Annotated in this window: 18 protein-coding genes, 1 tRNA gene and 3 rRNA genes; 16 read left to right on the top strand and 6 right to left on the bottom strand. The window is 50.7% G+C overall.

All coding sequences use genetic code 11. The features are described 5' to 3' along the window. Nucleotides 1–196 precede the first annotated feature (196 nt). From kup to rbsR, 7 genes are all read left to right on the top strand, one after another. A complete protein-coding gene (gene kup / locus I6L74_RS08420; RefSeq protein ID WP_059180685.1) occupies nt 197–2,065 on the top strand; it encodes a low affinity potassium transporter Kup in 1,869 nt (622 codons plus the stop codon). A gap of 184 nt (nt 2,066–2,249) precedes the next feature. Next, a complete protein-coding gene (gene rbsD / locus I6L74_RS08415; protein WP_059180686.1) occupies nt 2,250–2,669 on the top strand; it encodes a D-ribose pyranase in 420 nt (139 codons plus the stop codon). Nucleotides 2,670–2,676: 7 nt separating this feature from the next. After that, nucleotides 2,677–4,182, top strand: coding sequence for a ribose ABC transporter ATP-binding protein RbsA (gene rbsA, locus I6L74_RS08410; protein ID WP_059180687.1), 1,506 nt, complete (start codon nt 2,677–2,679; stop codon nt 4,180–4,182). A 4-nt stretch (nt 4,183–4,186) separates the two neighbouring features. Continuing rightward, a complete protein-coding gene (gene rbsC / locus I6L74_RS08405) occupies nt 4,187–5,152 on the top strand; it encodes a ribose ABC transporter permease (protein ID WP_015961071.1) in 966 nt (321 codons plus the stop codon). A gap of 29 nt (nt 5,153–5,181) precedes the next feature. Further along, nucleotides 5,182–6,072, top strand: coding sequence for a ribose ABC transporter substrate-binding protein RbsB (gene rbsB, locus I6L74_RS08400; RefSeq protein ID WP_059180688.1), 891 nt, complete (start codon nt 5,182–5,184; stop codon nt 6,070–6,072). A 107-nt stretch (nt 6,073–6,179) separates the two neighbouring features. Then, the gene (rbsK, locus tag I6L74_RS08395) at nt 6,180–7,109 is read left to right on the top strand and encodes a ribokinase (protein WP_041689737.1); all 930 of its coding nucleotides are present in this window, start codon (nt 6,180–6,182) and stop codon (nt 7,107–7,109) included. 3 nt (nt 7,110–7,112) lie between these two features. Further along, nucleotides 7,113–8,123 (top strand): ribose operon transcriptional repressor RbsR, encoded by a 1,011-nt coding sequence (gene rbsR / locus I6L74_RS08390; RefSeq protein WP_072241989.1) that lies wholly within the window; start codon nt 7,113–7,115, stop codon nt 8,121–8,123. On the opposite strand, the gene mdtD is transcribed toward rbsR, so the two are convergent. Both mdtD and I6L74_RS08380 read right to left on the bottom strand, forming a co-directional pair. Continuing rightward, the gene (gene mdtD / locus I6L74_RS08385) at nt 8,071–9,498 is read right to left on the bottom strand and encodes a multidrug transporter subunit MdtD (RefSeq protein WP_059180690.1); all 1,428 of its coding nucleotides are present in this window, start codon (nt 9,496–9,498) and stop codon (nt 8,071–8,073) included. The two genes, rbsR and mdtD, sit on opposite strands and share 53 nt — an antisense overlap. A gap of 10 nt (nt 9,499–9,508) precedes the next feature. Beyond that, nucleotides 9,509–10,201 carry a FadR/GntR family transcriptional regulator gene (locus tag I6L74_RS08380; protein WP_059180691.1) on the bottom strand — a complete coding sequence of 231 codons (693 nt, stop codon included), beginning with the start codon at nt 10,199–10,201 and terminating at the stop codon, nt 9,509–9,511. Between the two features lie 499 nt (nt 10,202–10,700). Here I6L74_RS08380 and I6L74_RS08375 point away from each other — a divergent pair. From I6L74_RS08375 to rrf, 4 genes are all read left to right on the top strand, one after another. Next, nucleotides 10,701–12,242, top strand: a 16S ribosomal RNA gene (locus tag I6L74_RS08375). A gap of 84 nt (nt 12,243–12,326) precedes the next feature. Next, nucleotides 12,327–12,402: transfer RNA gene (locus I6L74_RS08370), tRNA-Glu, on the top strand. Between the two features lie 231 nt (nt 12,403–12,633). Next, nucleotides 12,634–15,543 (top strand): 23S ribosomal RNA (locus I6L74_RS08365). Nucleotides 15,544–15,636: 93 nt separating this feature from the next. After that, nucleotides 15,637–15,752: ribosomal RNA gene (gene rrf, locus I6L74_RS08360) — 5S ribosomal RNA — on the top strand. Together the 16S, 23S and 5S rRNA genes with 1 tRNA gene alongside form the textbook arrangement of a ribosomal RNA operon. 104 nt (nt 15,753–15,856) lie before the next feature. On the opposite strand, the gene mobB is transcribed toward rrf, so the two are convergent. Then, a complete protein-coding gene (gene mobB, locus I6L74_RS08355) occupies nt 15,857–16,363 on the bottom strand; it encodes a molybdopterin-guanine dinucleotide biosynthesis protein MobB (RefSeq protein WP_096759556.1) in 507 nt (168 codons plus the stop codon). Next, nucleotides 16,360–16,944 (bottom strand): molybdenum cofactor guanylyltransferase MobA, encoded by a 585-nt coding sequence (mobA, locus tag I6L74_RS08350; RefSeq protein WP_059180615.1) that lies wholly within the window; start codon nt 16,942–16,944, stop codon nt 16,360–16,362. Before mobA ends, mobB begins: the two co-directional genes overlap by 4 nt. A 68-nt stretch (nt 16,945–17,012) precedes the next feature. Between mobA and I6L74_RS08345 the strand changes: the two genes are divergently transcribed. From I6L74_RS08345 to dsbA, 3 genes are all read left to right on the top strand, one after another. Further along, nucleotides 17,013–17,282, top strand: coding sequence for a YihD family protein (locus tag I6L74_RS08345; protein ID WP_059180536.1), 270 nt, complete (start codon nt 17,013–17,015; stop codon nt 17,280–17,282). Between the two features lie 75 nt (nt 17,283–17,357). Further along, nucleotides 17,358–18,344, top strand: coding sequence for a serine/threonine protein kinase (locus I6L74_RS08340; protein ID WP_059180537.1), 987 nt, complete (start codon nt 17,358–17,360; stop codon nt 18,342–18,344). A 26-nt stretch (nt 18,345–18,370) separates the two neighbouring features. Then, the gene (gene dsbA / locus I6L74_RS08335; RefSeq protein ID WP_059180538.1) at nt 18,371–18,994 is read left to right on the top strand and encodes a thiol:disulfide interchange protein DsbA; all 624 of its coding nucleotides are present in this window, start codon (nt 18,371–18,373) and stop codon (nt 18,992–18,994) included. Between the two features lie 15 nt (nt 18,995–19,009). On the opposite strand, the gene yihG is transcribed toward dsbA, so the two are convergent. After that, on the bottom strand, nt 19,010–19,918 hold the full coding sequence (yihG, locus tag I6L74_RS08330) for a 1-acylglycerol-3-phosphate O-acyltransferase, YihG family (RefSeq protein WP_059180539.1): 909 nt from the start codon (nt 19,916–19,918) through the stop codon (nt 19,010–19,012). Between the two features lie 436 nt (nt 19,919–20,354). Here yihG and polA point away from each other — a divergent pair, with 436 nt between their 5' ends. Together polA and spfP are read left to right on the top strand one after the other, a co-directional pair. Continuing rightward, the gene (polA, locus tag I6L74_RS08325) at nt 20,355–23,147 is read left to right on the top strand and encodes a DNA polymerase I (RefSeq protein ID WP_059180540.1); all 2,793 of its coding nucleotides are present in this window, start codon (nt 20,355–20,357) and stop codon (nt 23,145–23,147) included. Nucleotides 23,148–23,313: 166 nt separating this feature from the next. Continuing rightward, a complete protein-coding gene (gene spfP, locus I6L74_RS21750; protein ID WP_071892919.1) occupies nt 23,314–23,361 on the top strand; it encodes a small protein SpfP in 48 nt (15 codons plus the stop codon). Nucleotides 23,362–23,460: 99 nt separating this feature from the next. On the opposite strand, the gene yihA is transcribed toward spfP, so the two are convergent. Further along, entirely contained in the window at nt 23,461–24,087 is a 627-nt protein-coding gene (yihA, locus tag I6L74_RS08320) for a ribosome biogenesis GTP-binding protein YihA/YsxC (protein ID WP_059180541.1), read from the bottom strand. Nucleotides 24,088–24,484: the final 397 nt, after the last annotated feature.

Genomic DNA, 24,484 nt, shown 5'->3' with positions numbered 1-24,484 from the left:
TTGCAGCTATTTGATGCGAGTATAGACGTTTCGGGTTGGGCTGGTAATAGACTGAACTCCGGCGCTATTTTCTTTGCGCTAAATTAATACGGTTGCATTTAAGGATACGATCTTGCGATTAATCGTGCATACTGTGCGCCTTTTTGTGGGCCAAGGGACTCAGCACACATTTGTTCTACAACGAAAAGACTAGTCTATGAGCACTGATAATAAGCAATCATTACGCGCTATAACGCTTGCGGCGATTGGGGTTGTCTACGGTGATATTGGCACCAGCCCGCTTTACACGCTTCGCGAATGTCTGTCCGGTCAGTTTGGTTTTGGTGTCGAACGTGACGCCGTGTTTGGCTTTTTGTCACTCATCTTCTGGCTGCTGATTCTGGTGGTCTCGCTTAAATATCTCTCTTTCGTCATGCGCGCGGATAACGCCGGTGAAGGCGGGATCCTGACGTTGATGTCCCTGGCGGGGCGTAACACGTCGGCAAGAATGACCTCTTTCCTGGTGATCATCGGGTTGATAGGTGGCAGCTTCTTCTATGGGGAAGTGGTGATTACGCCTGCGATTTCGGTGCTTTCGGCGATCGAGGGGCTGGAGATTATCGCGCCGCAGCTGGAGACGTGGGTGGTTCCGCTCGCCATTGTTGTCCTGACCCTGCTGTTTGCGATTCAGAAACATGGCACCGGGCTTGTCGGTAAGCTGTTTGCACCGATTATGCTGGCCTGGTTCCTGATCCTGGCGGCACTGGGTTTGCGCGGAATTATTGGCAATCCAGAAGTGCTGCAGGCTCTTAACCCGGCATGGGCGGTTCATTTCTTCCTGGAATACAAAACCGTTTCGTTTGTTGCCCTCGGCGCGGTCGTGCTTTCTATTACCGGCGTCGAAGCGCTGTACGCGGATATGGGTCACTTCGGGAAGCTGCCGATTCGCCTCGCGTGGTTTACCGTCGTGCTGCCGTCTCTGGTACTGAATTACTTCGGTCAGGGTGCGCTGCTGCTGAAAAACCCTGAGGCTATCAAGAACCCGTTCTTCCTGCTGGCACCCGAATGGGCGCTGGTGCCGATGTTGATTATCGCCACGCTGGCGACCGTTATCGCATCTCAGGCGGTGATCTCGGGGGTGTTCTCGTTGACGCGTCAGGCGGTTCGCCTGGGTTATCTGTCGCCGATGCGGATTATTCATACCTCGGAGATGGAATCCGGTCAGATCTACATTCCTTTCATTAACTGGCTGCTTTACGTTGCCGTGGTGATTGTGATTGTCAGCTTTGAACACTCCAGCAATCTGGCGGCGGCGTACGGTATTGCCGTCACAGGGACGATGGTGCTTACGTCGATTCTGTCGACCACCGTGGCGTATCGGAACTGGCACTGGAATAAGTTCCTTGTGGCGCTGATTCTGGTGGGGCTGCTGTGTATTGATTTGCCATTGTTCTCGGCAAACCTGGATAAAATCGTCTCGGGTGGCTGGCTGCCGTTGACGCTGGGTCTGGTGATGTTCATCGTGATGACAACGTGGAAAAGCGAGCGTTTCCGCCTGTTACGTCGCATGCATGAGCACGGTAACTCTCTTGAGGCGATGATCGCCTCGCTGGAGAAATCACCGCCGGTGCGCGTGCCAGGGACTGCGGTATATATGTCGCGTGCGCAGAAAGTGATTCCGTTTGCGCTGATGCATAACCTCAAGCACAACAAAGTGCTGCACGAACGCGTGATTTTGCTGACGCTGCGTACCGAAGATGCGCCGTACGTGCATAACGTTCGTCGCGTGCAGATAGAACAATTATCCCCGACGTTCTGGCGCGTAGTCGCAAGCTACGGCTGGCGTGAAACGCCGAATGTGGAAGAGGTCTTCCACCGCTGCGGTCTCGAAGGGTTGAGCTGTCGCATGATGGAGACCTCGTTCTTTATGTCGCACGAGTCGCTGATTGTCGGCAAACGGCCATGGTATCTGCGCCTGCGCGGCAAGCTGTATCTTATTCTGCAACGTAACGCCCTGCGTGCGCCGGATCAGTTTGAGATTCCGCCTAACCGCGTGATTGAATTAGGAACGCAGGTCGAGATTTAAATCGCCGCACGAATGCCGGGAAGCGTAACGCTCACCCGGCATTTTTCTTTGTATTTTTCCCTTCAGATTTTACTTAGCGAAACGTTTCGACGTTGATCACAATTCTGTTACGTCATGATGGTTTTCTGAACACTCTTACGGCTACACTTATTTCAGCGAAACGTTTCGCTAGTGGAGCAAGAAAATGAAGAAAGGCACGGTACTCAATTCTGAAATCTCATCGGTTATTTCCCGTCTTGGGCATACCGATACGCTGGTGGTTTGCGATGCAGGCTTACCGGTTCCGCACAGCACAACGCGTATTGATATGGCATTAACGCAGGGTGTTCCCTCGTTTATGCAGGTACTTGAAGTGGTGACGGCGGAGATGCAGGTTGAGACAGCCATTCTCGCGACGGAAATTAAACAACATAATCCGCAACTCCACGAAACGTTGCTCGGCCACATAGAGCAACTGCAACAACACCAGGGAAACACCATTGAAATTCGTTACACAACGCATGAACAGTTCAAACAACAAACCGCAGACAGTCAGGCGGTGATTCGCAGCGGGGAGTGTTCCCCGTATGCGAATATCATTCTCTGTGCTGGCGTCACGTTCTGAGGCCGTCATGGACGCATTATTACAACTCAAAGGGATCGATAAATCGTTCCCGGGCGTAAAAGCCCTCTCTGGCGCGGCGTTGAATGTTTACGCCGGTCGCGTGATGGCGCTGGTCGGTGAAAACGGCGCTGGCAAATCCACCATGATGAAAGTGCTGACCGGCATCTATCAACGCGATGCGGGTTCGCTGGTGTGGCTGGGGAAAGAAACCACCTTCACCGGACCGAAATCCTCTCAGGAAGCTGGGATCGGCATTATCCATCAGGAATTAAACCTGATCCCGCAGCTCACCATTGCAGAAAATATCTTCCTTGGCCGTGAATTCGTGGGCCGCTTTGGCAAAATCGACTGGAAGCAGATGTATGCTGAAGCCGACAAACTGCTGGCGAAACTGAATCTGCGCTTCAAGAGCGACCGTCTGGTGGGCGATCTTTCGATCGGCGACCAGCAGATGGTGGAAATCGCTAAAGTCCTGAGCTTCGAGTCAAAAGTCATCGTGATGGACGAACCGACCGATGCGCTCACTGATACCGAAACCGACTCCTTATTCCGCGTCATCCGCGAGCTCAAAGCGCAAGGACGAGGCATTGTTTATATCTCTCACCGCATGAAAGAGATTTTCGAGATTTGCGATGATGTCACCGTGTTCCGCGACGGACAGTTTATTGCCGAGCGCGAGGTGGCCTCTCTGACCGAAGATTCACTAATCGAAATGATGGTGGGACGCAAGCTGGAAGATCAGTATCCGCGACTGGATAAAGCGCCGGGTGAAATCCGCCTGAAGGTGGATAACCTGTGCGGTCCAGGCGTCGACAATGTCTCCTTTACGCTGCGCCAGGGGGAAATCCTGGGTGTGGCGGGTCTGATGGGCGCAGGCCGTACCGAATTGATGAAAGTGCTGTACGGTGCGCTGCCGCGTACCAGCGGTTACGTCACGCTTAACGGTCATGAAGTTGTCACCCGTTCTCCGCAGGATGGGCTGGCAAACGGCATCGTTTATATCTCTGAAGACCGTAAACGCGATGGACTGGTGCTGGGTATGTCGGTCAAAGAGAACATGTCTCTGACTGCGCTGCGCTATTTCAGTCGTAACGGCGGCGGCTTAAAGCATAAAGATGAACAGCAGGCGGTCAGTGATTTTATCCGCCTGTTCAATGTGAAAACGCCTTCGATGGAACAGGCTATCGGCCTGCTTTCCGGCGGTAATCAGCAGAAAGTGGCGATTGCGCGTGGTTTGATGACGCGGCCAAAAGTGCTGATCCTCGATGAGCCGACTCGCGGCGTGGACGTCGGCGCCAAGAAAGAGATTTATCAGCTGATCAACCAGTTTAAGGCTGACGGGCTGAGCATCATTCTGGTCTCTTCCGAGATGCCAGAAGTATTAGGCATGAGCGATCGCATTATTGTCATGCATGAAGGGCATCTCGGCGGTGAATTCACTCGCGAGCAGGCCACCCAGGAAGTTCTGATGGCTGCCGCTGTGGGCAAGCTTAATCGCGTGAATCAGGAGTAACAAGATGACTACCCAGGCTGTTTCTGGTCGCCGCTATTTCACTAAGGCATGGCTGTTGGAACAAAAATCGCTGATTGCACTGCTGGTGCTGATCGCGGTGGTTTCGACCATGAGCCCAAACTTTTTTACCGTAAATAACCTGTTCAATATTCTCCAGCAGACGTCGGTGAACGCCATTATGGCCGTCGGGATGACGCTGGTGATTTTGACGTCGGGTATCGACCTGTCCGTCGGTTCTCTGCTGGCGCTCACCGGCGCGGTCGCGGCTTCCATTGTCGGGATTGAAGTGAACGCGCTGGTGGCCATCGCGGCGGCTCTGGCATTGGGTGCTGCGATTGGTGCTGTCACAGGAATGATTGTGGCAAAAGGCCGGGTGCAGGCATTTATTGCGACTCTGGTGATGATGCTGCTGCTGCGTGGCGTCACGATGGTCTATACCAACGGCAGTCCCGTCAACACCGGCTTTACTGACAATGCCGATCTGTTTGGCTGGTTTGGTATTGGCCGCCCGCTTGGGGTTCCAACCCCGGTCTGGATCATGGGTATCGTCTTCCTGGCCGCATGGTACATGCTGCATCACACCCGTCTCGGTCGTTATATTTATGCGCTGGGCGGCAATGAAGCGGCAACGCGTCTGTCAGGCATCAGCGTTAACAAAGTGAAGATTATCGTTTACTCCCTTTGCGGCTTGCTGGCTTCGCTGGCGGGCATCATCGAAGTGGCTCGTCTCTCCTCGGCACAGCCGACGGCGGGTACGGGTTATGAACTGGATGCGATTGCGGCGGTTGTGCTGGGCGGTACCAGCCTTGCGGGCGGTAAAGGTCGCATTGTTGGGACATTGATCGGCGCACTGATCCTTGGTTTCCTCAATAATGGCTTGAATTTGTTAGGTGTTTCTTCCTATTACCAGATGATCGTTAAAGCAGTGGTGATTTTGCTGGCGGTTCTGGTAGACAACAAAAAACAGTAACTGACGACACACTACAGGACATCACTGATATGAATATGAAAAAACTGGCTATCCTGGTTTCTGCTGTGGCACTGAGCGCCACCGTAAGTGCTAACGCAATGGCGAAAGACACCATCGCGCTGGTGGTCTCTACGCTAAACAACCCGTTCTTCGTTTCGCTGAAGGATGGCGCGCAGAAAGAAGCTGATAAGCTGGGCTACAACCTGGTTGTACTGGACTCTCAGAACAACCCGGCGAAAGAGCTGGCTAACGTTCAGGACTTAACCGTGCGTGGCACTAAAATTCTGTTGATCAACCCAACGGATTCAGACGCTGTAGGTAACGCCGTTAAGATGGCAAACCAGGCGAATATTCCGGTTATCACCCTTGACCGCGTTGCCGCTAAAGGCGAAGTGGTAAGCCACATTGCTTCTGATAACGTGTTGGGCGGCAAAATCGCCGGCAACTACATCGCGAAGAAAGCCGGTGAAGGCGCAAAAGTTATCGAGCTGCAGGGTATCGCAGGGACTTCCGCAGCGCGTGAGCGTGGTGAAGGCTTCCAGCAAGCCGTTGCTGCACACAAATTTAACGTACTGGCGAGCCAGCCAGCTGACTTTGACCGTACTAAAGGTCTGAACGTGATGCAGAACCTGCTGACCGCGCATCCTGACGTGCAGGCAGTCTTCGCGCAGAACGATGAAATGGCATTGGGCGCGCTGCGTGCGCTGCAAACTGCCGGTAAAACAGATGTGATGGTTGTCGGCTTTGACGGCACGCCAGACGGCGAGAAAGCGGTAAACGATGGTAAACTGGCGGCGACCATCGCTCAGTTACCTGAGCAGATTGGCGCAACAGGCGTTGATACTGCAGATAAAGTGCTGAAAGGCGAAAAGGTTCAGGCTAAATATCCCGTTGACCTGAAGCTGGTCATCAAGCAGTAATAGGCGATTCAGGTCGTCGAGAACGGCCTGAGGGACTCAAAATAAAGAAAAGTGTGGCACACGCCACCGGGTCAAACCGGTGGCGCTCTTAGATGGACACCTCATACATGAAAACCGCAGGCAATCTCGTCGTCCTTGGCAGTATTAATGCCGATCACATTCTTAACCTTGAATCTTTCCCCACTCCGGGTGAAACCGTTACGGGTAATCAGTATCAGGTGGCTTTCGGTGGTAAGGGTGCAAACCAGGCCGTAGCGGCCGGGCGCAGTGGTGCGAATATTGCCTTTATTGCCTGTACGGGTGATGACGATACCGGCGAACGTGTTCGCAAGCAGCTCGAAAGCGACAACATCGATATTGCGCCCGTGAGCGTGGTGGCAGGGGAATCAACCGGCGTGGCGCTGATTTTCGTCAACGCAGAAGGTGAGAATGTTATCGGTATTCACGCGGGGGCAAACGCGGCGCTGAACATTGAACGTGTAGAGGCACAGCGTGAAATTATTGCCCGTGCTGAAGCGTTGCTGATGCAGCTGGAGTCTCCGGTCGAAAGCGTGCTGGCGGCGGCAAAAATTGCGCATGAAAATCATACCACTGTCGTACTTAACCCCGCGCCAGCGCGTGTATTATCAGACGAGCTGTTGGCGCTGGTGGACATCATTACGCCAAACGAAACCGAAGCAGAAAAGCTGACGGGTATTCGTGTTGAAAACGATGACGACGCCGCGCGAGCCGCTAAGGCATTGCACGAGAAAGGCATCGACACCGTGATTATCACGCTCGGTAGTCGTGGCGTGTGGGCGAGCGTTAACGGTGAAGGTCGTCGCGTGCCCGGCTTTAAGGTTAAAGCCGTTGATACTATCGCTGCGGGAGACACCTTTAACGGTGCGCTGGTCACGGCGTTGCTGGAAGGTAAGCCGATGGATGATGCCATTCGCTTTGCCCATGCCGCGGCCGCAATTGCGGTGACGCGTAAAGGTGCTCAGCCTTCCGTTCCATGGCGCAAAGAGATTGATGAATTTTTGATTCAGCAGAGGTAACGCTTGGCCACAATGAAAGATGTCGCCCGCATGGCGGGCGTTTCTACCTCGACAGTCTCTCACGTAATCAATAGCGATCGCTTCGTCAGCGACGCCATTAAGGCGAAAGTCGAAGCCGCAGTTAAAGACCTCAATTATGCGCCTTCGGCGTTAGCGCGCAGTCTTAAGCTCAATCAGACCCACACTATCGGGATGCTTATCACCGCCAGTACCAACCCTTTCTATTCTGAGCTGGTTCGCGGCGTGGAGCGTAGCTGCTTTGAGCGCGGTTACAGCCTGGTGCTATGTAACACGGAAGGCGATGAGCAACGCATGAACCGTAATCTTGAAACGCTGATGCAAAAACGCGTGGATGGGTTGCTGTTGCTGTGTACCGAAACGCACCAGCCCTCGAAAGAGATAATGCAGCGCTATCCTTCAGTCCCTACCGTGATGATGGACTGGGCACCGTTCGACGGAACCAGCGATCTCATCCAGGACAACTCGCTTGTCGGTGGCGATATGGCGACGCAGCATTTGATTGATAAAGGGTATCGTCGCATCGCCTGTATCACGGGGCCACTTGATAAAACACCCGCGCGTTTACGTCTGGAAGGGTATCTGACCGCGATGGATCGCGCCGGTTTATCCGTACCAGAAGGTTATCGCATCACGGGCGATTTTGAGTTCAATGGTGGCCTCGAGGCGATGCAAAAATTGCTGGCGCAGGAACAGCGTCCGCAGGCGGTATTTATTGGTAACGATGCGATGGCATTTGGTGCTTATCAGGCGTTATATCAGGCGGGGTTAAGCGTTCCGCATGATATGGCGATAGTTGGCTACGATGACATTGAACTGGCGCGCTTCATGACTCCGCCGCTTACCACTATTCATCAACCGAAAGATGAACTGGGGGAGCTGGCCATTGATGTGTTGATTCATCGAATGGCACAGCCCACATTGCAGCAGCAGCGCTTGCAGCTTACTCCTGTTCTGATGGAACGCGGTTCGGTTTCGTCGGGTGGCGATCTTTAATCAGGTTTCGGCCATCCTTCGGCTTCAATAATAAAAACACCAGAGCGGAAACCACAGTAATGACGCCCATCGTAATAAAGGTGTAGTGGAACTGCTCGACGGTGTTTGTGCCTTCTATACCTTCATACACGCGAAGTACCGCTGCGCTCACTGCCACGCCTAAACTTATCGAAAGCTGTTGAGTGACGGCCAGAACACTATTACCGCCGCTGGCATTTTCATCGGTGAGGTCAGCGAGGCTGATGGTGTTCATCGAGGTGAACTGGATAGACATCGCCATCCCCAATATAAAGAGCGGCAGGATCAGCATCCACGCGGGCAGTGCCGATGACTGTAACGAGAACTGCGCAATCATCGCGCCAATAAAGACCGTTATTCCAACCAGCGTTTTCCGGTAGCCCAGCCCACGCAGTATTTTCGTCACCATCGATTTCGCCAGAATAGATCCGACGGCGGTCGGAGCCATCATTATCCCCGCTATCAGCGCCGGATAGCCAAATCCTACCTGTAACATCAACGGCATTAAAAAGGGTACGCAGCCAGTGCCAAGACGCGAGGCGATATTCCCTGCGATCCCGACGGAGAAAGTCCGAGTCTTAAAAAGCTGTAATGAGATAAGTGGCGTTGGATGACGTCGCGCGTGACGTATATAAAGAAGGAAAAGCAGAACGCTGCCAAAGATAATCGACAATGCTATCCTGGTCGCGACTATTTTCTCGCCGAATAACTCCATGCCGATGGAGAACAATACAAGGCTCACGCCGAAAAGGAAAAAACCGCCCATGTCGAAACTGCGCTTGGGCGTAGTGAAATTCGGCATGTATTTGCGGGCATAGCATAGCCCAGCGATACCAATCGGAATGTTGATCAGGAAAATCCAGTGCCAGCTTGCCCAGGTCACCAGTACGCCACCCAATACCGGGCCGAGGATAGGACCGACCAGACCGGGCATGGTAACGAAATTCAGCACGGGTAATAGCTCGCTGCGTGGATACGCGCGTAATAACGCGAGTCGTGCGACCGGCATCATCATTGCGCCGCCTATACCCTGAAGTACACGAAAGGCCACGAGCTCAGTTAATGAGGTTGAAAGTGCGCACGCCAGCGAGCCGAGCGTAAATAGCGTGACGGCGAACATAAATATTCGGCGTGTTCCAAAACGGTCGGCCAGCCAGCCGCTAACAGGAATTAGCATCGCGACGGTCAACGTATAGCTAATGATGGCGGACTGCATGGCCAGTGGAGAGCGGTTGAGGCTTTGGGCGATGGCCGGCAGAGCTGTATTTAGAATGGTGGCATCCAGCGCTTGCATAAAGAAAGCCATAGCGGCAATCCATGGCAATCCCGCCATGCTGCGTGATTTTTTCTCGTTCATCGATTTCCTGTTACTGATTTGGGGCAGCCAACAAAGCCTGGCAAGCGTGTAATGCGCGTTGTCCATCGCTATCCTGGATAGCATCAACAATGGCCTGGTGCAGATCGAGCTTAACCACTTCATCCTGGGTAATAGAAGCAAAGTAGGTGTGGTACACAGAGTGGAACAGGGACGCAAATGAGGTCAGGAAGGGATTTCCGCTCATCAAGTAAATGTGCTCATGCCACGTCATGTCGACTTCAATCCAACGCTGGCGGTTAAAGTGCTGCTTCAGGAAGGTCATCTCTTCCATTAAAGTGTTCAACTGCGCTTTTTGTTCGGCGCTGCCCAACATCGCGGCGAGTAAACACGCCTGAGGCTCAAGGCTGCTGCGCATTACCAGGAAATGGTCAACAACCTGATGGAAGTTATCCTCAGTCATCCACCAGGAAAGCAACTCCTGATCGAGGAAGTTCCAGTTACTTTGGGGCATAACCCGAGTACCAATACGAGGACGCGGGAGCACCATTCCTTTTGCCGTTAATGTTTTTACTGCTTCACGAACGGCGGTGCGGCTCACGCCAAACTGTTCACCGAGTTCCATTTCTCCGGGCAAAATGCTTCCTGGAGCATATTTTCCCGCCAAAATTCGTTGAGCCAGCTTTTCAGCCAACACATAAGATAGGTTTTTTTGTGCCGCCAGCTGTTGTGCGCTTAAGGGCATAGCTCTTATTCCTTAATTGTTCTTGCTAATAAGTATGCCACCTGGAGTGTGATTGTGGCTGCAAAAACAACAAATAGAACAATATATGACTTGTTATTAGCGGTTTTGGTGAAAAAAAACACGGTTGGAAATTAATTTTAAATTTCCTCTTGTCACCTCAGAATAACTCCCTATAATGCGCCTCCACTGACACGGAACAACGGAACACAAGCCGCCGGGTCAGCGGGGTTCAGCGATGAACGCCGGCAGAGAAAAGCGAAAATAAACGCTTGACTCTGAATGAGGAAAACGTATTATACGGGACCTCGCAACGGTGAGCGAAAGCCGCGTTGCACTGCTCTTTAACAATTTATCAGACAATCTGTGTGGGCACTCAAAGTGACATGGATTCTAAACGTCTTCGGACGCTAAATGAATAACCAAGTCTCAGTGAGTGAACATACGTAATTCATTACGAAGTTCTTTTCTTTAGAAATAAAGAAACACGAGCATCAAACTTAAATTGAAGAGTTTGATCATGGCTCAGATTGAACGCTGGCGGCAGGCCTAACACATGCAAGTCGAGCGGTAGCACAGGAGAGCTTGCTCTCTGGGTGACGAGCGGCGGACGGGTGAGTAATGTCTGGGAAACTGCCTGATGGAGGGGGATAACTACTGGAAACGGTAGCTAATACCGCATAATGTCGCAAGACCAAAGAGGGGGACCTTCGGGCCTCTTGCCATCAGATGTGCCCAGATGGGATTAGCTAGTAGGTGGGGTAATGGCTCACCTAGGCGACGATCCCTAGCTGGTCTGAGAGGATGACCAGCCACACTGGAACTGAGACACGGTCCAGACTCCTACGGGAGGCAGCAGTGGGGAATATTGCACAATGGGCGCAAGCCTGATGCAGCCATGCCGCGTGTATGAAGAAGGCCTTCGGGTTGTAAAGTACTTTCAGCGAGGAGGAAGGCATTGTGGTTAATAACCGCAGTGATTGACGTTACTCGCAGAAGAAGCACCGGCTAACTCCGTGCCAGCAGCCGCGGTAATACGGAGGGTGCAAGCGTTAATCGGAATTACTGGGCGTAAAGCGCACGCAGGCGGTCTGTCAAGTCGGATGTGAAATCCCCGGGCTCAACCTGGGAACTGCATTCGAAACTGGCAGGCTAGAGTCTTGTAGAGGGGGGTAGAATTCCAGGTGTAGCGGTGAAATGCGTAGAGATCTGGAGGAATACCGGTGGCGAAGGCGGCCCCCTGGACAAAGACTGACGCTCAGGTGCGAAAGCGTGGGGAGCAAACAGGATTAGATACCCTGGTAGTCCACGCCGTAAACGATGTCGACTTGGAGGTTGTTCCCTTGAGGAGTGGCTTCCGGAGCTAACGCGTTAAGTCGACCGCCTGGGGAGTACGGCCGCAAGGTTAAAACTCAAATGAATTGACGGGGGCCCGCACAAGCGGTGGAGCATGTGGTTTAATTCGATGCAACGCGAAGAACCTTACCTACTCTTGACATCCAGAGAACTTAGCAGAGATGCTTTGGTGCCTTCGGGAACTCTGAGACAGGTGCTGCATGGCTGTCGTCAGCTCGTGTTGTGAAATGTTGGGTTAAGTCCCGCAACGAGCGCAACCCTTATCCTTTGTTGCCAGCGGTTCGGCCGGGAACTCAAAGGAGACTGCCAGTGATAAACTGGAGGAAGGTGGGGATGACGTCAAGTCATCATGGCCCTTACGAGTAGGGCTACACACGTGCTACAATGGCATATACAAAGAGAAGCGACCTCGCGAGAGCAAGCGGACCTCACAAAGTATGTCGTAGTCCGGATCGGAGTCTGCAACTCGACTCCGTGAAGTCGGAATCGCTAGTAATCGTAGATCAGAATGCTACGGTGAATACGTTCCCGGGCCTTGTACACACCGCCCGTCACACCATGGGAGTGGGTTGCAAAAGAAGTAGGTAGCTTAACCTTCGGGAGGGCGCTTACCACTTTGTGATTCATGACTGGGGTGAAGTCGTAACAAGGTAACCGTAGGGGAACCTGCGGTTGGATCACCTCCTTACCTGAAGAACCTGCCTTTGTAGTGTCCACACAGATTGTCTGATGAAAAGTAAATAGCAAGGCGTCTTGCGATTGAGACTTACACGTCCCCTTCGTCTAGAGGCCCAGGACACCGCCCTTTCACGGCGGTAACAGGGGTTCGAATCCCCTAGGGGACGCCACTTGCTGGTTTGTGAGTGAAAGTCGCCGACCTCTGTATCTCAAAACTGATTGCACTGTGTAAACAGTAAGTCATGTTTGAGATATTTGCTCTTTAAAAATCTGGATCAAGCTGAAAATTGAAACGACACACTGTGTCTGCTCTCCGTAATAAGAGCAGATAAGCGGTGTGTTCGAGTCTCTCAAATTTTCGCAACACTGCGGGTGTTTTACGAAACATCTTCGGGTTGTGAGGTTAAGCGACTAAGCGTACACGGTGGATGCCTAGGCAGTCAGAGGCGATGAAGGACGTGCTAATCTGCGATAAGCGTCGGTAAGGTGATATGAACCGTTATAACCGACGATTTCCGAATGGGGAAACCCAGTGCAATCCGTTGCACTATCGTTAAGTGAATACATAGCTTAACGAAGCGAACCAGGGGAACTGAAACATCTAAGTACCCTGAGGAAAAGAAATCAACCGAGATTCCCCCAGTAGCGGCGAGCGAACGGGGAACAGCCCAGAACCTGAATCAGTTTGTGTGTTAGTGGAAGCGTCTGGAAAGTCGCAGGGTACAGGGTGATACTCCCGTACACAAAAATGCACATACTGTGAGTTCGAAGAGTAGGGCGGGACACGTGGTATCCTGTCTGAATATGGGGGGACCATCCTCCAAGGCTAAATACTCCTGACTGACCGATAGTGAACCAGTACCGTGAGGGAAAGGCGAAAAGAACCCCGGCGAGGGGAGTGAAACAGAACCTGAAACCGTGTACGTACAAGCAGTGGGAGCCTTGATTTATCAGGGTGACTGCGTACCTTTTGTATAATGGGTCAGCGACTTATATTCTGTAGCAAGGTTAACCGTATAGGGGAGCCGAAGGGAAACCGAGTCTTAACTGGGCGTTAAGTTGCAGGGTATAGACCCGAAACCCGGTGATCTAGCCATGGGCAGGTTGAAGGTTGGGTAACACTAACTGGAGGACCGAACCGACTAATGTTGAAAAATTAGCGGATGACTTGTGGCTGGGGGTGAAAGGCCAATCAAACCGGGAGATAGCTGGTTCTCCCCGAAAGCTATTTAGGTAGCGCCTCGTGAACTCATCTTCGGGGGTAGAGCACTGTTTCGGCTAGGGGGCCATCCCGGCTTACCAACCCGATGCAAACTACGAATACCGAAGAATGTTATCACGGGAGACACACGGCGGGTGCTAACGTCCGTCGTGAAGAGGGAAACAACCCAGACCGCCAGCTAAGGTCCCAAAGTCACAGTTAAGTGGGAAACGATGTGGGAAGGCACAGACAGCCAGGATGTTGGCTTAGAAGCAGCCATCATTTAAAGAAAGCGTAATAGCTCACTGGTCGAGTCGGCCTGCGCGGAAGATGTAACGGGGCTAAACTGTGCACCGAAGCTGCGGCAGCGACGCTTATGCGTTGTTGGGTAGGGGAGCGTTCTGTAAGCCGTCGAAGGTGTCCTGTGAGGGATGCTGGAGGTATCAGAAGTGCGAATGCTGACATAAGTAACGATAAAGCGGGTGAAAAGCCCGCTCGCCGGAAGACCAAGGGTTCCTGTCCAACGTTAATCGGGGCAGGGTGAGTCGACCCCTAAGGCGAGGCCGAAAGGCGTAGTCGATGGGAAACAGGTTAATATTCCTGTACTCGGTGTTACTGCGAAGGGGGGACGGAGAAGGCTATGTTAGCCGGGCGACGGTTGTCCCGGTTTAAGCATGTAGGCGGAGCGTTTAGGTAAATCCGGACGCTTATTAACGCTGAGGTGTGATGACGAGGCACTACGGTGCTGAAGTAACAAATGCCCTGCTTCCAGGAAAAGCCTCTAAGCATCAGGTAACATCAAATCGTACCCCAAACCGACACAGGTGGTCAGGTAGAGAATACCAAGGCGCTTGAGAGAACTCGGGTGAAGGAACTAGGCAAAATGGTGCCGTAACTTCGGGAGAAGGCACGCTGATGGTAAGTGAAGCGACTTGCTCGTGGAGCTGAAATCAGTCGAAGATACCAGCTGGCTGCAACTGTTTATTAAAAACACAGCACTGTGCAAACACGAAAGTGGACGTATACGGTGTGACGCCTGCCCGGTGCCGGAAGGTTAATTGATGGGGTTAGCGGTAACGCGAAGCTCTTGATCGAAGCCCCGGTAAACGGCGGCCGTAACTATAACGGTCCTAAGGTAGCGAAATTCCTTGTCGGGTAAGTTCCGACCTGCACGAATGGCGTAATGATGGCCAGGCTGTCTCCACCCGAGACTCAGTGAAATTGAACTCGCTGTGAAGATGCAGTGTACCCGCGGCAAGACGGAAAGACCCCGTGAACCTTTACTATAGCTTGACACTGAACACTGGTCCTTGATGTGTAGGATAGGTGGGAGGCTTTGAAGCGTGGACGCCAGTCTGCGTGGAGCCAACCTTGAAATACCACCCTTTAATGGCTGGTGTTCTAACGTAGACCCGTAATCCGGGTTGCGGACAGTGTCTGGTGGGTAGTTTGACTGGGGCGGTCTCCTCCTAAAGAGTAACGGAGGAGCACGAAGGTTAGCTAATCCTGGTCGGACATCAGGAGGTTAGTGCAATGGCATAAGCTAGCTTGACTGCGAGAGTGACGGCTCGAGCAGGTGCGAAAGCAGGTCATAGTGATCCGGTGGTTCTGAATGGAAGGGCCATCGCTCAACGGATAAAAGGTACTCCGGGGATAACAGGCTGATACCGCCCAAGAGTTCATATCGACGGCGGTGTTTGGCACCTCGATGTCGGCTCATCACATCCTGGGGCTGAAGTAGGTCCCAAGGGTACGGCTGTTCGCCGTTTAAAGTGGTACGCGAGCTGGGTTTAGAACGTCGTGAGACAGTTCGGTCCCTATCTGCCGTGGGCGCTGGAGAATTGAGGGGGGCTGCTCCTAGTACGAGAGGACCGGAGTGGACGCATCACTGGTGTTCGGGTTGTCATGCCAATGGCATTGCCCGGTAGCTAAATGCGGAAAAGATAAGTGCTGAAAGCATCTAAGCACGAAACTTGCCCCGAGATGAGTTCTCCCTGACTCCTTGAGAGTCCTGAAGGAACGTTGAAGACTACGACGTTGATAGGTCGGGTGTGTAAGCGTAGCGATACGTTGAGCTAACCGATACTAATGAACCGTGAGGCTTAACCTTACAACGCCGAAGCTGTTTTGGCGGAAAGAGACGATATTCAGCTTGATAACAGATTAATTGACGTGCAGAGATGCATGTTGATAACAGAATTTGCCTGGCGGCTTTAGCGCGGTGGTCCCACCTGACCCCATGCCGAACTCAGAAGTGAAACGCCGTAGCGCCGATGGTAGTGTGGGGTCTCCCCATGTGAGAGTAGGGAACTGCCAGGCATCAATAAAGAAGAACCCCGGTCCGCAAGGTCCGGGGTTTTTTGCTTGTGTTTTTTGGGTGAGCTGCGCAGAAAACAAGCCAGTCTGATACGTTGGCCAGATGTTTACTGCGTCTGTAGCCACTCCTCAATAAAATCGACAATCTCATCCGTATCATTGAGATTTAAAACTGGCATCTGTATTTTCAGTGAAACATCACTGGCAACGGCAATCACATCCTGATCCAACGTTAACTCATCGACTCCATGCCCGGTACCCTGTCTGAACAACAGTATCTTAGCCACCGATTCCAGCTTAAATCCCTCAACTAAAACCAGATCCAATGCTGAATGATCCATACGACTCACAAGATAATTGAGATCGAGTGTGTCTTTTTCTGGTGTCTCAGTCATCAGTGCCCATCGCTGCGCACTGGCAACCATGGTTTGCGCAGCGCCAGCGTGGCGCAATTCGTAACTGTCTTTACCCGGTTTATCGATATCCATATTGTGATGGGTATGCTTAATTACCCCAGTACGGATACCTCGGGCGTAAAGCGCAGGAATGAGTTTTTTAAGAAGAGATGTTTTACCTGTGCCACTCCACGCGGCGATGGCTAAAACGGGTTTCATACAATCCCCTGTATATTTCGCAGATCTTCAGGTGTATTCACGTTAATAAAAGCAGATTTTTGGTCGCTAAAATCGACTGAATGACCGCCGGATTGACGCATGAATATCATCACTCGACGTTCTCCGGATGTCAGGTACGCTTTCATTTCAGCAATTAACTTTCTATTAATCAATGCAATAGTAGGATGATCTCGCTCGCCATCGTGTACCCAGACGACAGAAGCATTATTCCGATTGTTGACCAATCGCTCAGCAAGACAAGTTGGAATAAAAGGCGTATCGCAGGGGCAAAAGAGAAACCATTCTCGCTCTGACTGCTGCATAACGCTGAGCATACCGGCTAAAGGCCCCGGATAATCATCAAGACTGTCTTGATAGACGGGATAACCACTTTGCTGATAAATATCGATATGCCGGTTAGCACTAATAGCGATCGCATCGACTTGCTTACTAAGCGTATCGGCCACATGTTTCCATAAAGGCTTTCCATCAAGTTCTTGTAAGCCCTTATCTCTTCCCCCCATTCGTGTCGCTCTTCCACCTGCCAGAACCACAGCAAGTACTTCCTTGCATTGATTCACAAATATCGCCTCTTTTATTGTGGGATTGACCCTGATAACGTATTCCCATAAACGAAAGGAGCATCGCAATGAAATGTAAACGTCTGAACGAAGTTATTGAACTCCTCCAGCCAGCCTGGCAAAAAGAGCCTGAACTGAATCTAATCCAATTTTTACAGAAACTGGCGAAAGAGTCAGGTTATGACGGCGAACTGACCGACCTTTCTGATGACATTCTGATCTATCACCTCAAAATGCGCGATTCTGCAAAAGATGCTGCGATTCCAGGGATAAAGAAAGATTACGAAGAAGACTTTAAAACCGCACTTCTGCGAGCCCGTGGTGTAATTAAAGAGTAAAACCTTGTAAGAGGCGCCACCGAAATCGCTGTGAAATGATATCCTGAATCATTCGTATAATTTCCGGATGATCGGATGAACGACAAGTCTTTTACTTTCCAGACATTACACCCGGATACCATTATGGATGCCCTGTTCGAGCAGGGTATCCGCGTAGACTCCGGGTTAACCCCCCTTAACAGCTATGAAAACCGCGTCTATCAATTTCAGGATGAAGACCGCCAGCGTTTTGTCGTTAAGTTTTATCGGCCTCAACGTTGGTCTGCTGAGCAAATTCAGGAAGAGCATCAGTTCGCCTTGGATCTCGTGAATGATGAGATTCCTGTAGCCGCGCCGATTCAATTTGATAGCCAAACGTTATTGACGCATAAAGGCTTTTTTTATGCAGTTTTCCCAAGTCTCGGCGGCCGTCAGTTTGAGTCCGATAATATCGATCAAATGGAGTGGGTTGCCCGCTATCTGGGGCGCATTCATCAGACTGGCCGAAAAAAAACCTTTAGTGCCCGTCCTGCGATCGGTATTCAGGAATATTTAACAGAACCCCGTCAGGTTTTTGAAACCACCACGCTGATCCCCAAGGCTCTTAAAGATGACTTTCTTAAAGCAACTGATGCACTGATTAATGCGGCTGCGATGCACTGGGATGGTCAGGCAGAAACGTTGCGTCTTCATGGGGATTGTCATGCCGGTAATATCCTGTGGCGAGACGGGCCTTTGTTTGTCGATCTCGACGATGCCAGAATGGGACCCGCGGTTCAGGATCTCTGGATGCTGCTGAATGGTGATAAAGCGGAACAACGCATGCAGCTTGAAACCATCATTGAAGCGTATGAAGAGTTTAGCCCCTTCAATTCAGATGAAATCGCTCTGATTGAACCTTTACGCGCCATGCGTTTTGTATATTATCTCGCATGGTTAATCAGGCGTTGGGACGATCCCGCGTTTCCTAAAAACTTCCCGTGGTTAACCGGGGAGGATTACTGGCGCAGCCAGACAACCACATTTATTGAGCAGGTTAAGGTTCTCAATGAACCTCCACTGCAATTAACGCCAATGTATTAATCGGAAACATCAGGAGAAAGTTGATCATGAAAAAAATATGGCTGGCGCTGGCAGGTATGATTCTGGCATTTAGCGCATCCGCTGCTCAATTTAGCGATGGCAAGCAGTTCAATACCCTTGAAAAACCGGTCGCCGGTGAGCCTCAGGTGCTTGAGTTTTTCTCATTCTATTGCCCACATTGCTATCAGTTTGAGGAAGTGCTGCACGTTTCAGATAACGTGAAGAAAAAGTTGCCTGAAGGCACCAAAATGACCAAATATCATGTCGAATTCCTGGGTCCTTTGGGCAAAGATTTGACCCAGGCTTGGGCTGTGGCACTGGCGTTAGGTGTGGAAGATCAAGTTACCGCGCCAATGTTTGAAGCCGTTCAGAAAACCCAAACCGTTCAGACAACCGCCGATATTCGCAAAGTCTTTGTTGATGCCGGTGTGAAAGGTGAAGATTACGACGCTGCATGGAATAGCTTTGTCGTGAAATCCCTGGTCGCCCAACAGGAAAAAGCTGCCGCGGATCTTCAGCTGCAGGGTGTTCCAGCCATGTTCGTAAATGGCAAATATCAGGTGAACCCACAAGGTATGGATGCAAGCAACATGGACATTTTCGTGCAGCAATACGCTGACACCGTAAAATATCTGGTTGAGAAGAAATAAAAAAGAAAACGCCGGTTAACAGCCGGCGTTTTTATTTGGTGATTTAATCCTGTCTATCAGCTCATCTTTATCATTCCACAGCGTGTTTAGCCAAAGCTGAAAGCGACGTTTGAAGTGCTTATCGTTAATGTAATCGCCGTGCAACTCTTCATTCACCTCGACAACGTTAACCCGCACCACCATGTGCGTTAACTTTCCGCAGAGCATATCGTAGAACGGTTTTTTGCTATTTTCTGAATAGTACAAAGTGACATTCAGCAGCTTATCGAAGTTTTTCCCCAGGACATTAATCGCCATAGCGATCCCCGCAGCTTTGGGTGGCAGCAAATTTTTATAAGGGGAACGAGCCTGCAAGCGTTTCTGTTCTGTAAAGCGAGACCCTTCGACAAAATTGACAATAGTTGTCGGAAGCACGCGAAATTTTTCGCATGAACGGCGTGTCGTTTCAACGTCTCTACCGCGGTGCTGAGGGTGGCGAAGCAGATAACTACGTGAATAGCGTTTCATAAACGGCATATCTAATGCCCAACAGGCCAGGCCAATAAAAGGAATCCACGCTAACTGCTGTTTCAGAAAATATTTGTTCATTGGAATGTGTTTGCGAAACAGCACGCATAACACGACGATATCTGCCCAGCTGTAGTGGTTGCAGACAAGCAAATATCCCTTGTTCTTACTCAGTCCATCTAACCCTTCGATATCCCATTTCAGGTCGGGGTTTAGACAAAGCAGGAACGCTAACCCTTCGCACCAGCAATACATCATGAAATTACAGAATGTCGAGACTGTGCGCCAAACGATGGGAACAGGCAGCAATAATTTTATTATGCCAGCGAGAATTATAGGCACAGCGCAAAAGAGAGTGATCAGAATCGTTAAAGTGATGCTGAGCAGTAAGGTTGCTGCAGCGAGGAATCTCGACATGATGGGTTTTTCAGGTGGTTAGCGGATAATCAACGAGGGTATCGCTGAGGCAGGACGCTGATTTTATCAGAAAACATAGCGTCGGATGTACTTTCACTCAGTGATTATTTAGAACTGATTTTGCGACAGAGTATTTCACCCGAAAATGATTTTAGTGCAGGTAATATCCACACAGAGTAAATAATCAGCGCCCGGAAATATACGGATGGAATACTTTCTTAGTACTTTGATCATAAAGCATAAATTATAAAATCTGATATTTTGAAGGATACGATTATTGTTATGTCATGAAAGTATTCACAAAGTTATCCACAGTTTGAATTTGCGAGGGATCCTGAGGATCGCGAAATCTTTTGCTGTACACAGCGCTAAAAACTGATGTTTTCATCCGTCTGTGGCATCCTTGAGCCATAAATTAATTAAAGGCACGTACACTATGGTTCAGATCCCAGAAAACCCTCTTATTCTCGTCGATGGCTCTTCTTACCTTTATCGGGCGTATCATGCGTTTCCTCCTCTGACCAATAGCGCGGGATTGCCTACCGGCGCGATGTACGGTGTGCTGAACATGCTGCGCAGTCTGATCCTTCAGTATCAGCCATCGCATGCAGCGGTCGTTTTTGACGCGAAGGGCAAAACGTTCCGCGATGAACTGTTTGAAGATTACAAATCCCACCGTCCACCTATGCCGGACGATTTGCGTGCGCAAATTGAGCCTCTACATGCCATGGTGAAAGCGATGGGCTTGCCGTTGCTTGCCGTTTCTGGCGTTGAAGCCGATGACGTCATCGGTACGCTGGCGCGCGAAGCTGAAAAATTAGGTCGTCCGGTGCTCATCAGCACGGGTGATAAAGACATGGCGCAGCTGGTGACCCCTGGTATCACCCTAATCAATACCATGACAAATACCATTCTTGGGCCAGATGAAGTCGTCACCAAATATGGCGTACCTCCAGAACTGATTATTGATTTCCTGGCCTTGATGGGTGACTCCTCGGATAACATCCCAGGCGTGCCGGGCGTAGGTGAAAAGACCGCGCAAGCGCTGCTGCAAGGGCTAGGTGGGCTGGACACCCTCTATGCCGAATCGGATAAAATCGCTGGCTTAACATTCCGTGGCGCGAAGACCATTGCCGCGAAGCTGGAACAGAATAAAGAGGTGGCCTACCTCTCTTACAAACTGGCGACCATTAAAACCGACGTTGAACTAGAACTGACCTGTGAACAGCTTGAGGTTCAGCAGCCGATTGCTGAAGAGCTGCTTGGCCTGTTTAAGCAATATGAATTCAAGCGCTGGATAACGGATGTCGAAGCCGGTAAATGGATGCAAGCTAAGGGCGGCAAACCTGCCGCGAAGCCAAAAGACACTATCGTCGTCAATGCTGAAGACGAAGTGGAAGAAGAGGCAGCGACGCTCTCTTATGAGAACTATGAAGTTGTGCTTGAAGAGTCGCAGCTTATTGCCTGGATTGAAAAACTGAAAAAAGCGCCCGTCTTTGCTTTTGATACCGAAACTGACAGCCTTGATAATATCTCTGCCAACATGGTGGGTCTGTCATTTGCAACGGAACCTGGCATGGCGGCTTATGTTCCCGTTGCGCATGACTATCTCGATGCCCCTAATCAGATCTCACGCGACCGCGTGCTGGAATTACTGAAACCGCTTCTCGAAGATGAGAACGCGAAAAAAGTGGGGCAAAACCTCAAGTTTGACCGCGGCATTTTGCAAAATTACGGCATTGAGCTGCGCGGTATTGCCTATGACACCATGCTGGAATCTTACATTCTAAACAGTGTCGCGGGTCGCCACGATATGGATTCGCTTTCAGATCGCTGGCTTAAGCATAAAACCGTCACCTTTGAAGAGATCGCGGGTAAGGGCAAAAATCAGCTGACGTTTAACCAGATCGCGCTGGAAGAAGCGGGCCGTTACGCGGCTGAAGACGCCGACGTCACTCTGCAACTGCATCTGAAAATGTGGCCAAAACTGCAAAAGCAGGAAGGTCCGCTGAATGTATTCGAGCATATTGAAATGCCGCTGGTGCCCGTTATATCGCGCATTGAGCGCAACGGCGTCAAAATCGATCCGGCGGTGTTGCATAAACATTCTGAGGAACTCGCCCTACGATTGAGCGAGCTTGAGCAAAAAGCCCATGAGATTGCCGGTGAGCCGTTCAACCTGTCCTCAACCAAGCAGTTGCAGACTATCTTGTTTGAAAAGCAAGGCATCAAGCCGCTGAAGAAAACCCCTGGTGGCGCCCCGTCGACGTCTGAAGAGGTACTGGAAGAGCTGGCGCTGGATTACCCGTTACCTAAAGTGATTCTGCAATACCGGGGTCTCGCTAAGCTTAAATCGACTTACACCGATAAGCTGCCGTTGATGATCAACCCAAAAACCAGTCGCGTTCACACCTCTTATCATCAGGCGGTTGCGGCGACGGGGCGTTTATCCTCTACCGAGCCAAACCTGCAGAACATCCCTGTTCGTAATGAAGAGGGGCGCAGAATCCGTCAGGCATTTATCGCGCCGAAAGATTATCTGATTGTCTCTGCCGACTACTCGCAAATTGAACTGCGCATCATGGCGCATTTGTCGCGTGACAAAGGCTTACTGACCGCGTTTGCCGAAGGCAAGGATATCCATCGCGCGACGGCTGCAGAAGTTTTTGGATTGCCACTGGATAGCGTGACCAACGAACAGCGCCGCAGCGCGAAAGCGATCAATTTCGGTTTGATTTACGGCATGAGCGCGTTTGGTCTTTCTCGCCAGTTAAATATTCCGCGTAAAGAGTCGCAAAAGTACATGGATCTCTACTTTGAGCGTTATCCTGGCGTTCTGGAATATATGGAACGCACTCGCGCGCAGGCGAAGGAAAAAGGTTACGTCGAAACGCTGGATGGCCGTCGCCTTTATCTCCCTGACATCACGTCAAGCAATGCGGCGCGTCGAGCTGGAGCAGAGCGAGCGGCGATCAACGCACCGATGCAGGGAACGGCAGCCGACATTATCAAACGTGCAATGATTGCAGTGGATGCGTGGCTTGAAAAAGACAAACCGCGCGTGCGCATGATCATGCAGGTACACGATGAACTGGTGTTCGAAGTTCATCACGAAGATCTGGAAGCCGTTTCGAAAAAAATCCATGAACTGATGGAAAGCAGCATGACACTCGATGTGCCGTTGCTGGTGGAAGTGGGAAGCGGTGAAAACTGGGATCAGGCTCACTAATGATTCGATGCGTAATGCGCTTTTTATGTAAGTAAGCAACATAACAGCGCGCATTATGTGACATTCATTAGATTTACCTATGTAAAGAGTGAAAAAAAACTACAAAAAGTGCTTTGTCCAGCGATAAAAAAAGAGTAGAGTTATTCGCGTAGGGTACAGAGGTAAGATGTTCTATCTTTCAGACCTTTTACTTCACGTAATCGGATTTGGCTGAATATTTTAGCCGCCCCAGTCAGTAATGACTGGGGCGTTTTTTATTGCGGCAAAGAAAATTTTAGGCCAAAAAAAAGCGCGAGCATCGCCGCGCTTCTTATCACTCTTCCGCTTCTACAGCGGGTTCCAGTCCGTTATACCAACTGTCTAGCTTTTGGCGTAACACATCTACGCCTTGCTTTTTCAGCGATGAAAACGTCTCAATTTGCACGTCACCGTTGAATGCCATCGCGGCTTCACGCACCATTTTAAGCTGCGCTTTACGTGCTCCGCTGGCCAGCTTGTCGGATTTGGTCAATAGCACCAGTACAGGGATTTCACTCGCTACCGCCCAATGGATCATCTGCTGATCCAGATCTTTAAGCGGGTGGCGGATATCCATCAGCACAACCAGACCTTTCAGGCACTGGCGTTTTTCCAGATATTCACCCAGGGCTTTTTGCCATTTGAGTTTTACCTCTTCTGGAACTTCCGCATAGCCATAACCGGGTAAATCAACCAGTCGCTTGCCTTCAGCAACTTCAAATAAGTTAATAAGCTGGGTGCGCCCTGGCGTTTTTGAGGTACGCGCCAGGCTTCTCTGGTTAGTCAGCGTATTGAGGGCGCTTGATTTCCCGGCATTAGAACGGCCCGCAAACGCCACTTCAATCCCGGTATCTGGGGGTAAATGGCGGATATCAGGCGCACTGGTGACAAAATTCGTCTGTTGATAGTTCCAGTTAGTCACGTACTTGTCTCCAAAATTCTTATTCTGTGAGGGATTATACCTGAATGCAGGCAAAAGGCTTTCCCTTCGCGAATACGGCGTACGTGAATACCCTATCCATTGTGAGATATGCGCCATGAAAGCTATGGGAAATATCAGACTAACGCCAGGCGAGAAATTAACCAAAGCATTTAAAATCAATATCTTATTTTTAAGTAATTTTCCTAAAATCTTTTTTTGTACACTTTCGTTACTTGTCAGAAGAAGTGAAAAAGGTAAAGTAGCACCCACGGCGAGGATGCCATCAGGATTATGACTTAAGGATGAGGGTCAGGAGCGCCAGGAGGCGTTTTAAAGGGAAATGGAACTGCATCACGGATGATTCCGCTAAAGGATAAACAGGGTTAGTTGTTGGCGA

The sequence above is a fragment of the Lelliottia amnigena genome (assembly GCF_019047465.1).
GTDB classification, from domain to species: Bacteria; Pseudomonadota; Gammaproteobacteria; order Enterobacterales; family Enterobacteriaceae; genus Enterobacter; species Enterobacter amnigenus.
The sequence above is the reverse complement of the archived record's forward strand: the minus strand, read 5'-3'. Positions and strand labels throughout refer to the sequence as shown.

Excerpts from the sequence above, each read along its gene's own strand:
- kup (WP_059180685.1), top strand. The coding sequence starts at position 197 with ATGAGCACTGATAATAAGCAATCATTACGCGCTATAACGCTTGCGGCG.
- rbsD (WP_059180686.1), top strand. The coding sequence starts at position 2,250 with ATGAAGAAAGGCACGGTACTCAATTCTGAAATCTCATCGGTTATTTCC.
- rbsA (WP_059180687.1), top strand. The coding sequence starts at position 2,677 with ATGGACGCATTATTACAACTCAAAGGGATCGATAAATCGTTCCCGGGC.
- rbsC (WP_015961071.1), top strand. The coding sequence starts at position 4,187 with ATGACTACCCAGGCTGTTTCTGGTCGCCGCTATTTCACTAAGGCATGG.
- rbsB (WP_059180688.1), top strand. The coding sequence starts at position 5,182 with ATGAATATGAAAAAACTGGCTATCCTGGTTTCTGCTGTGGCACTGAGC.
- rbsK (WP_041689737.1), top strand. The coding sequence starts at position 6,180 with ATGAAAACCGCAGGCAATCTCGTCGTCCTTGGCAGTATTAATGCCGAT.
- mdtD (WP_059180690.1), bottom strand. The coding sequence starts at position 9,498 with ATGAACGAGAAAAAATCACGCAGCATGGCGGGATTGCCATGGATTGCC.
- I6L74_RS08380 (WP_059180691.1), bottom strand. The coding sequence starts at position 10,201 with ATGCCCTTAAGCGCACAACAGCTGGCGGCACAAAAAAACCTATCTTAT.
- mobB (WP_096759556.1), bottom strand. The coding sequence starts at position 16,363 with ATGAAACCCGTTTTAGCCATCGCCGCGTGGAGTGGCACAGGTAAAACA.
- I6L74_RS08345 (WP_059180536.1), top strand. The coding sequence starts at position 17,013 with ATGAAATGTAAACGTCTGAACGAAGTTATTGAACTCCTCCAGCCAGCC.
- I6L74_RS08340 (WP_059180537.1), top strand. The coding sequence starts at position 17,358 with ATGAACGACAAGTCTTTTACTTTCCAGACATTACACCCGGATACCATT.
- dsbA (WP_059180538.1), top strand. The coding sequence starts at position 18,371 with ATGAAAAAAATATGGCTGGCGCTGGCAGGTATGATTCTGGCATTTAGC.
- yihG (WP_059180539.1), bottom strand. The coding sequence starts at position 19,918 with ATGTCGAGATTCCTCGCTGCAGCAACCTTACTGCTCAGCATCACTTTA.
- polA (WP_059180540.1), top strand. The coding sequence starts at position 20,355 with ATGGTTCAGATCCCAGAAAACCCTCTTATTCTCGTCGATGGCTCTTCT.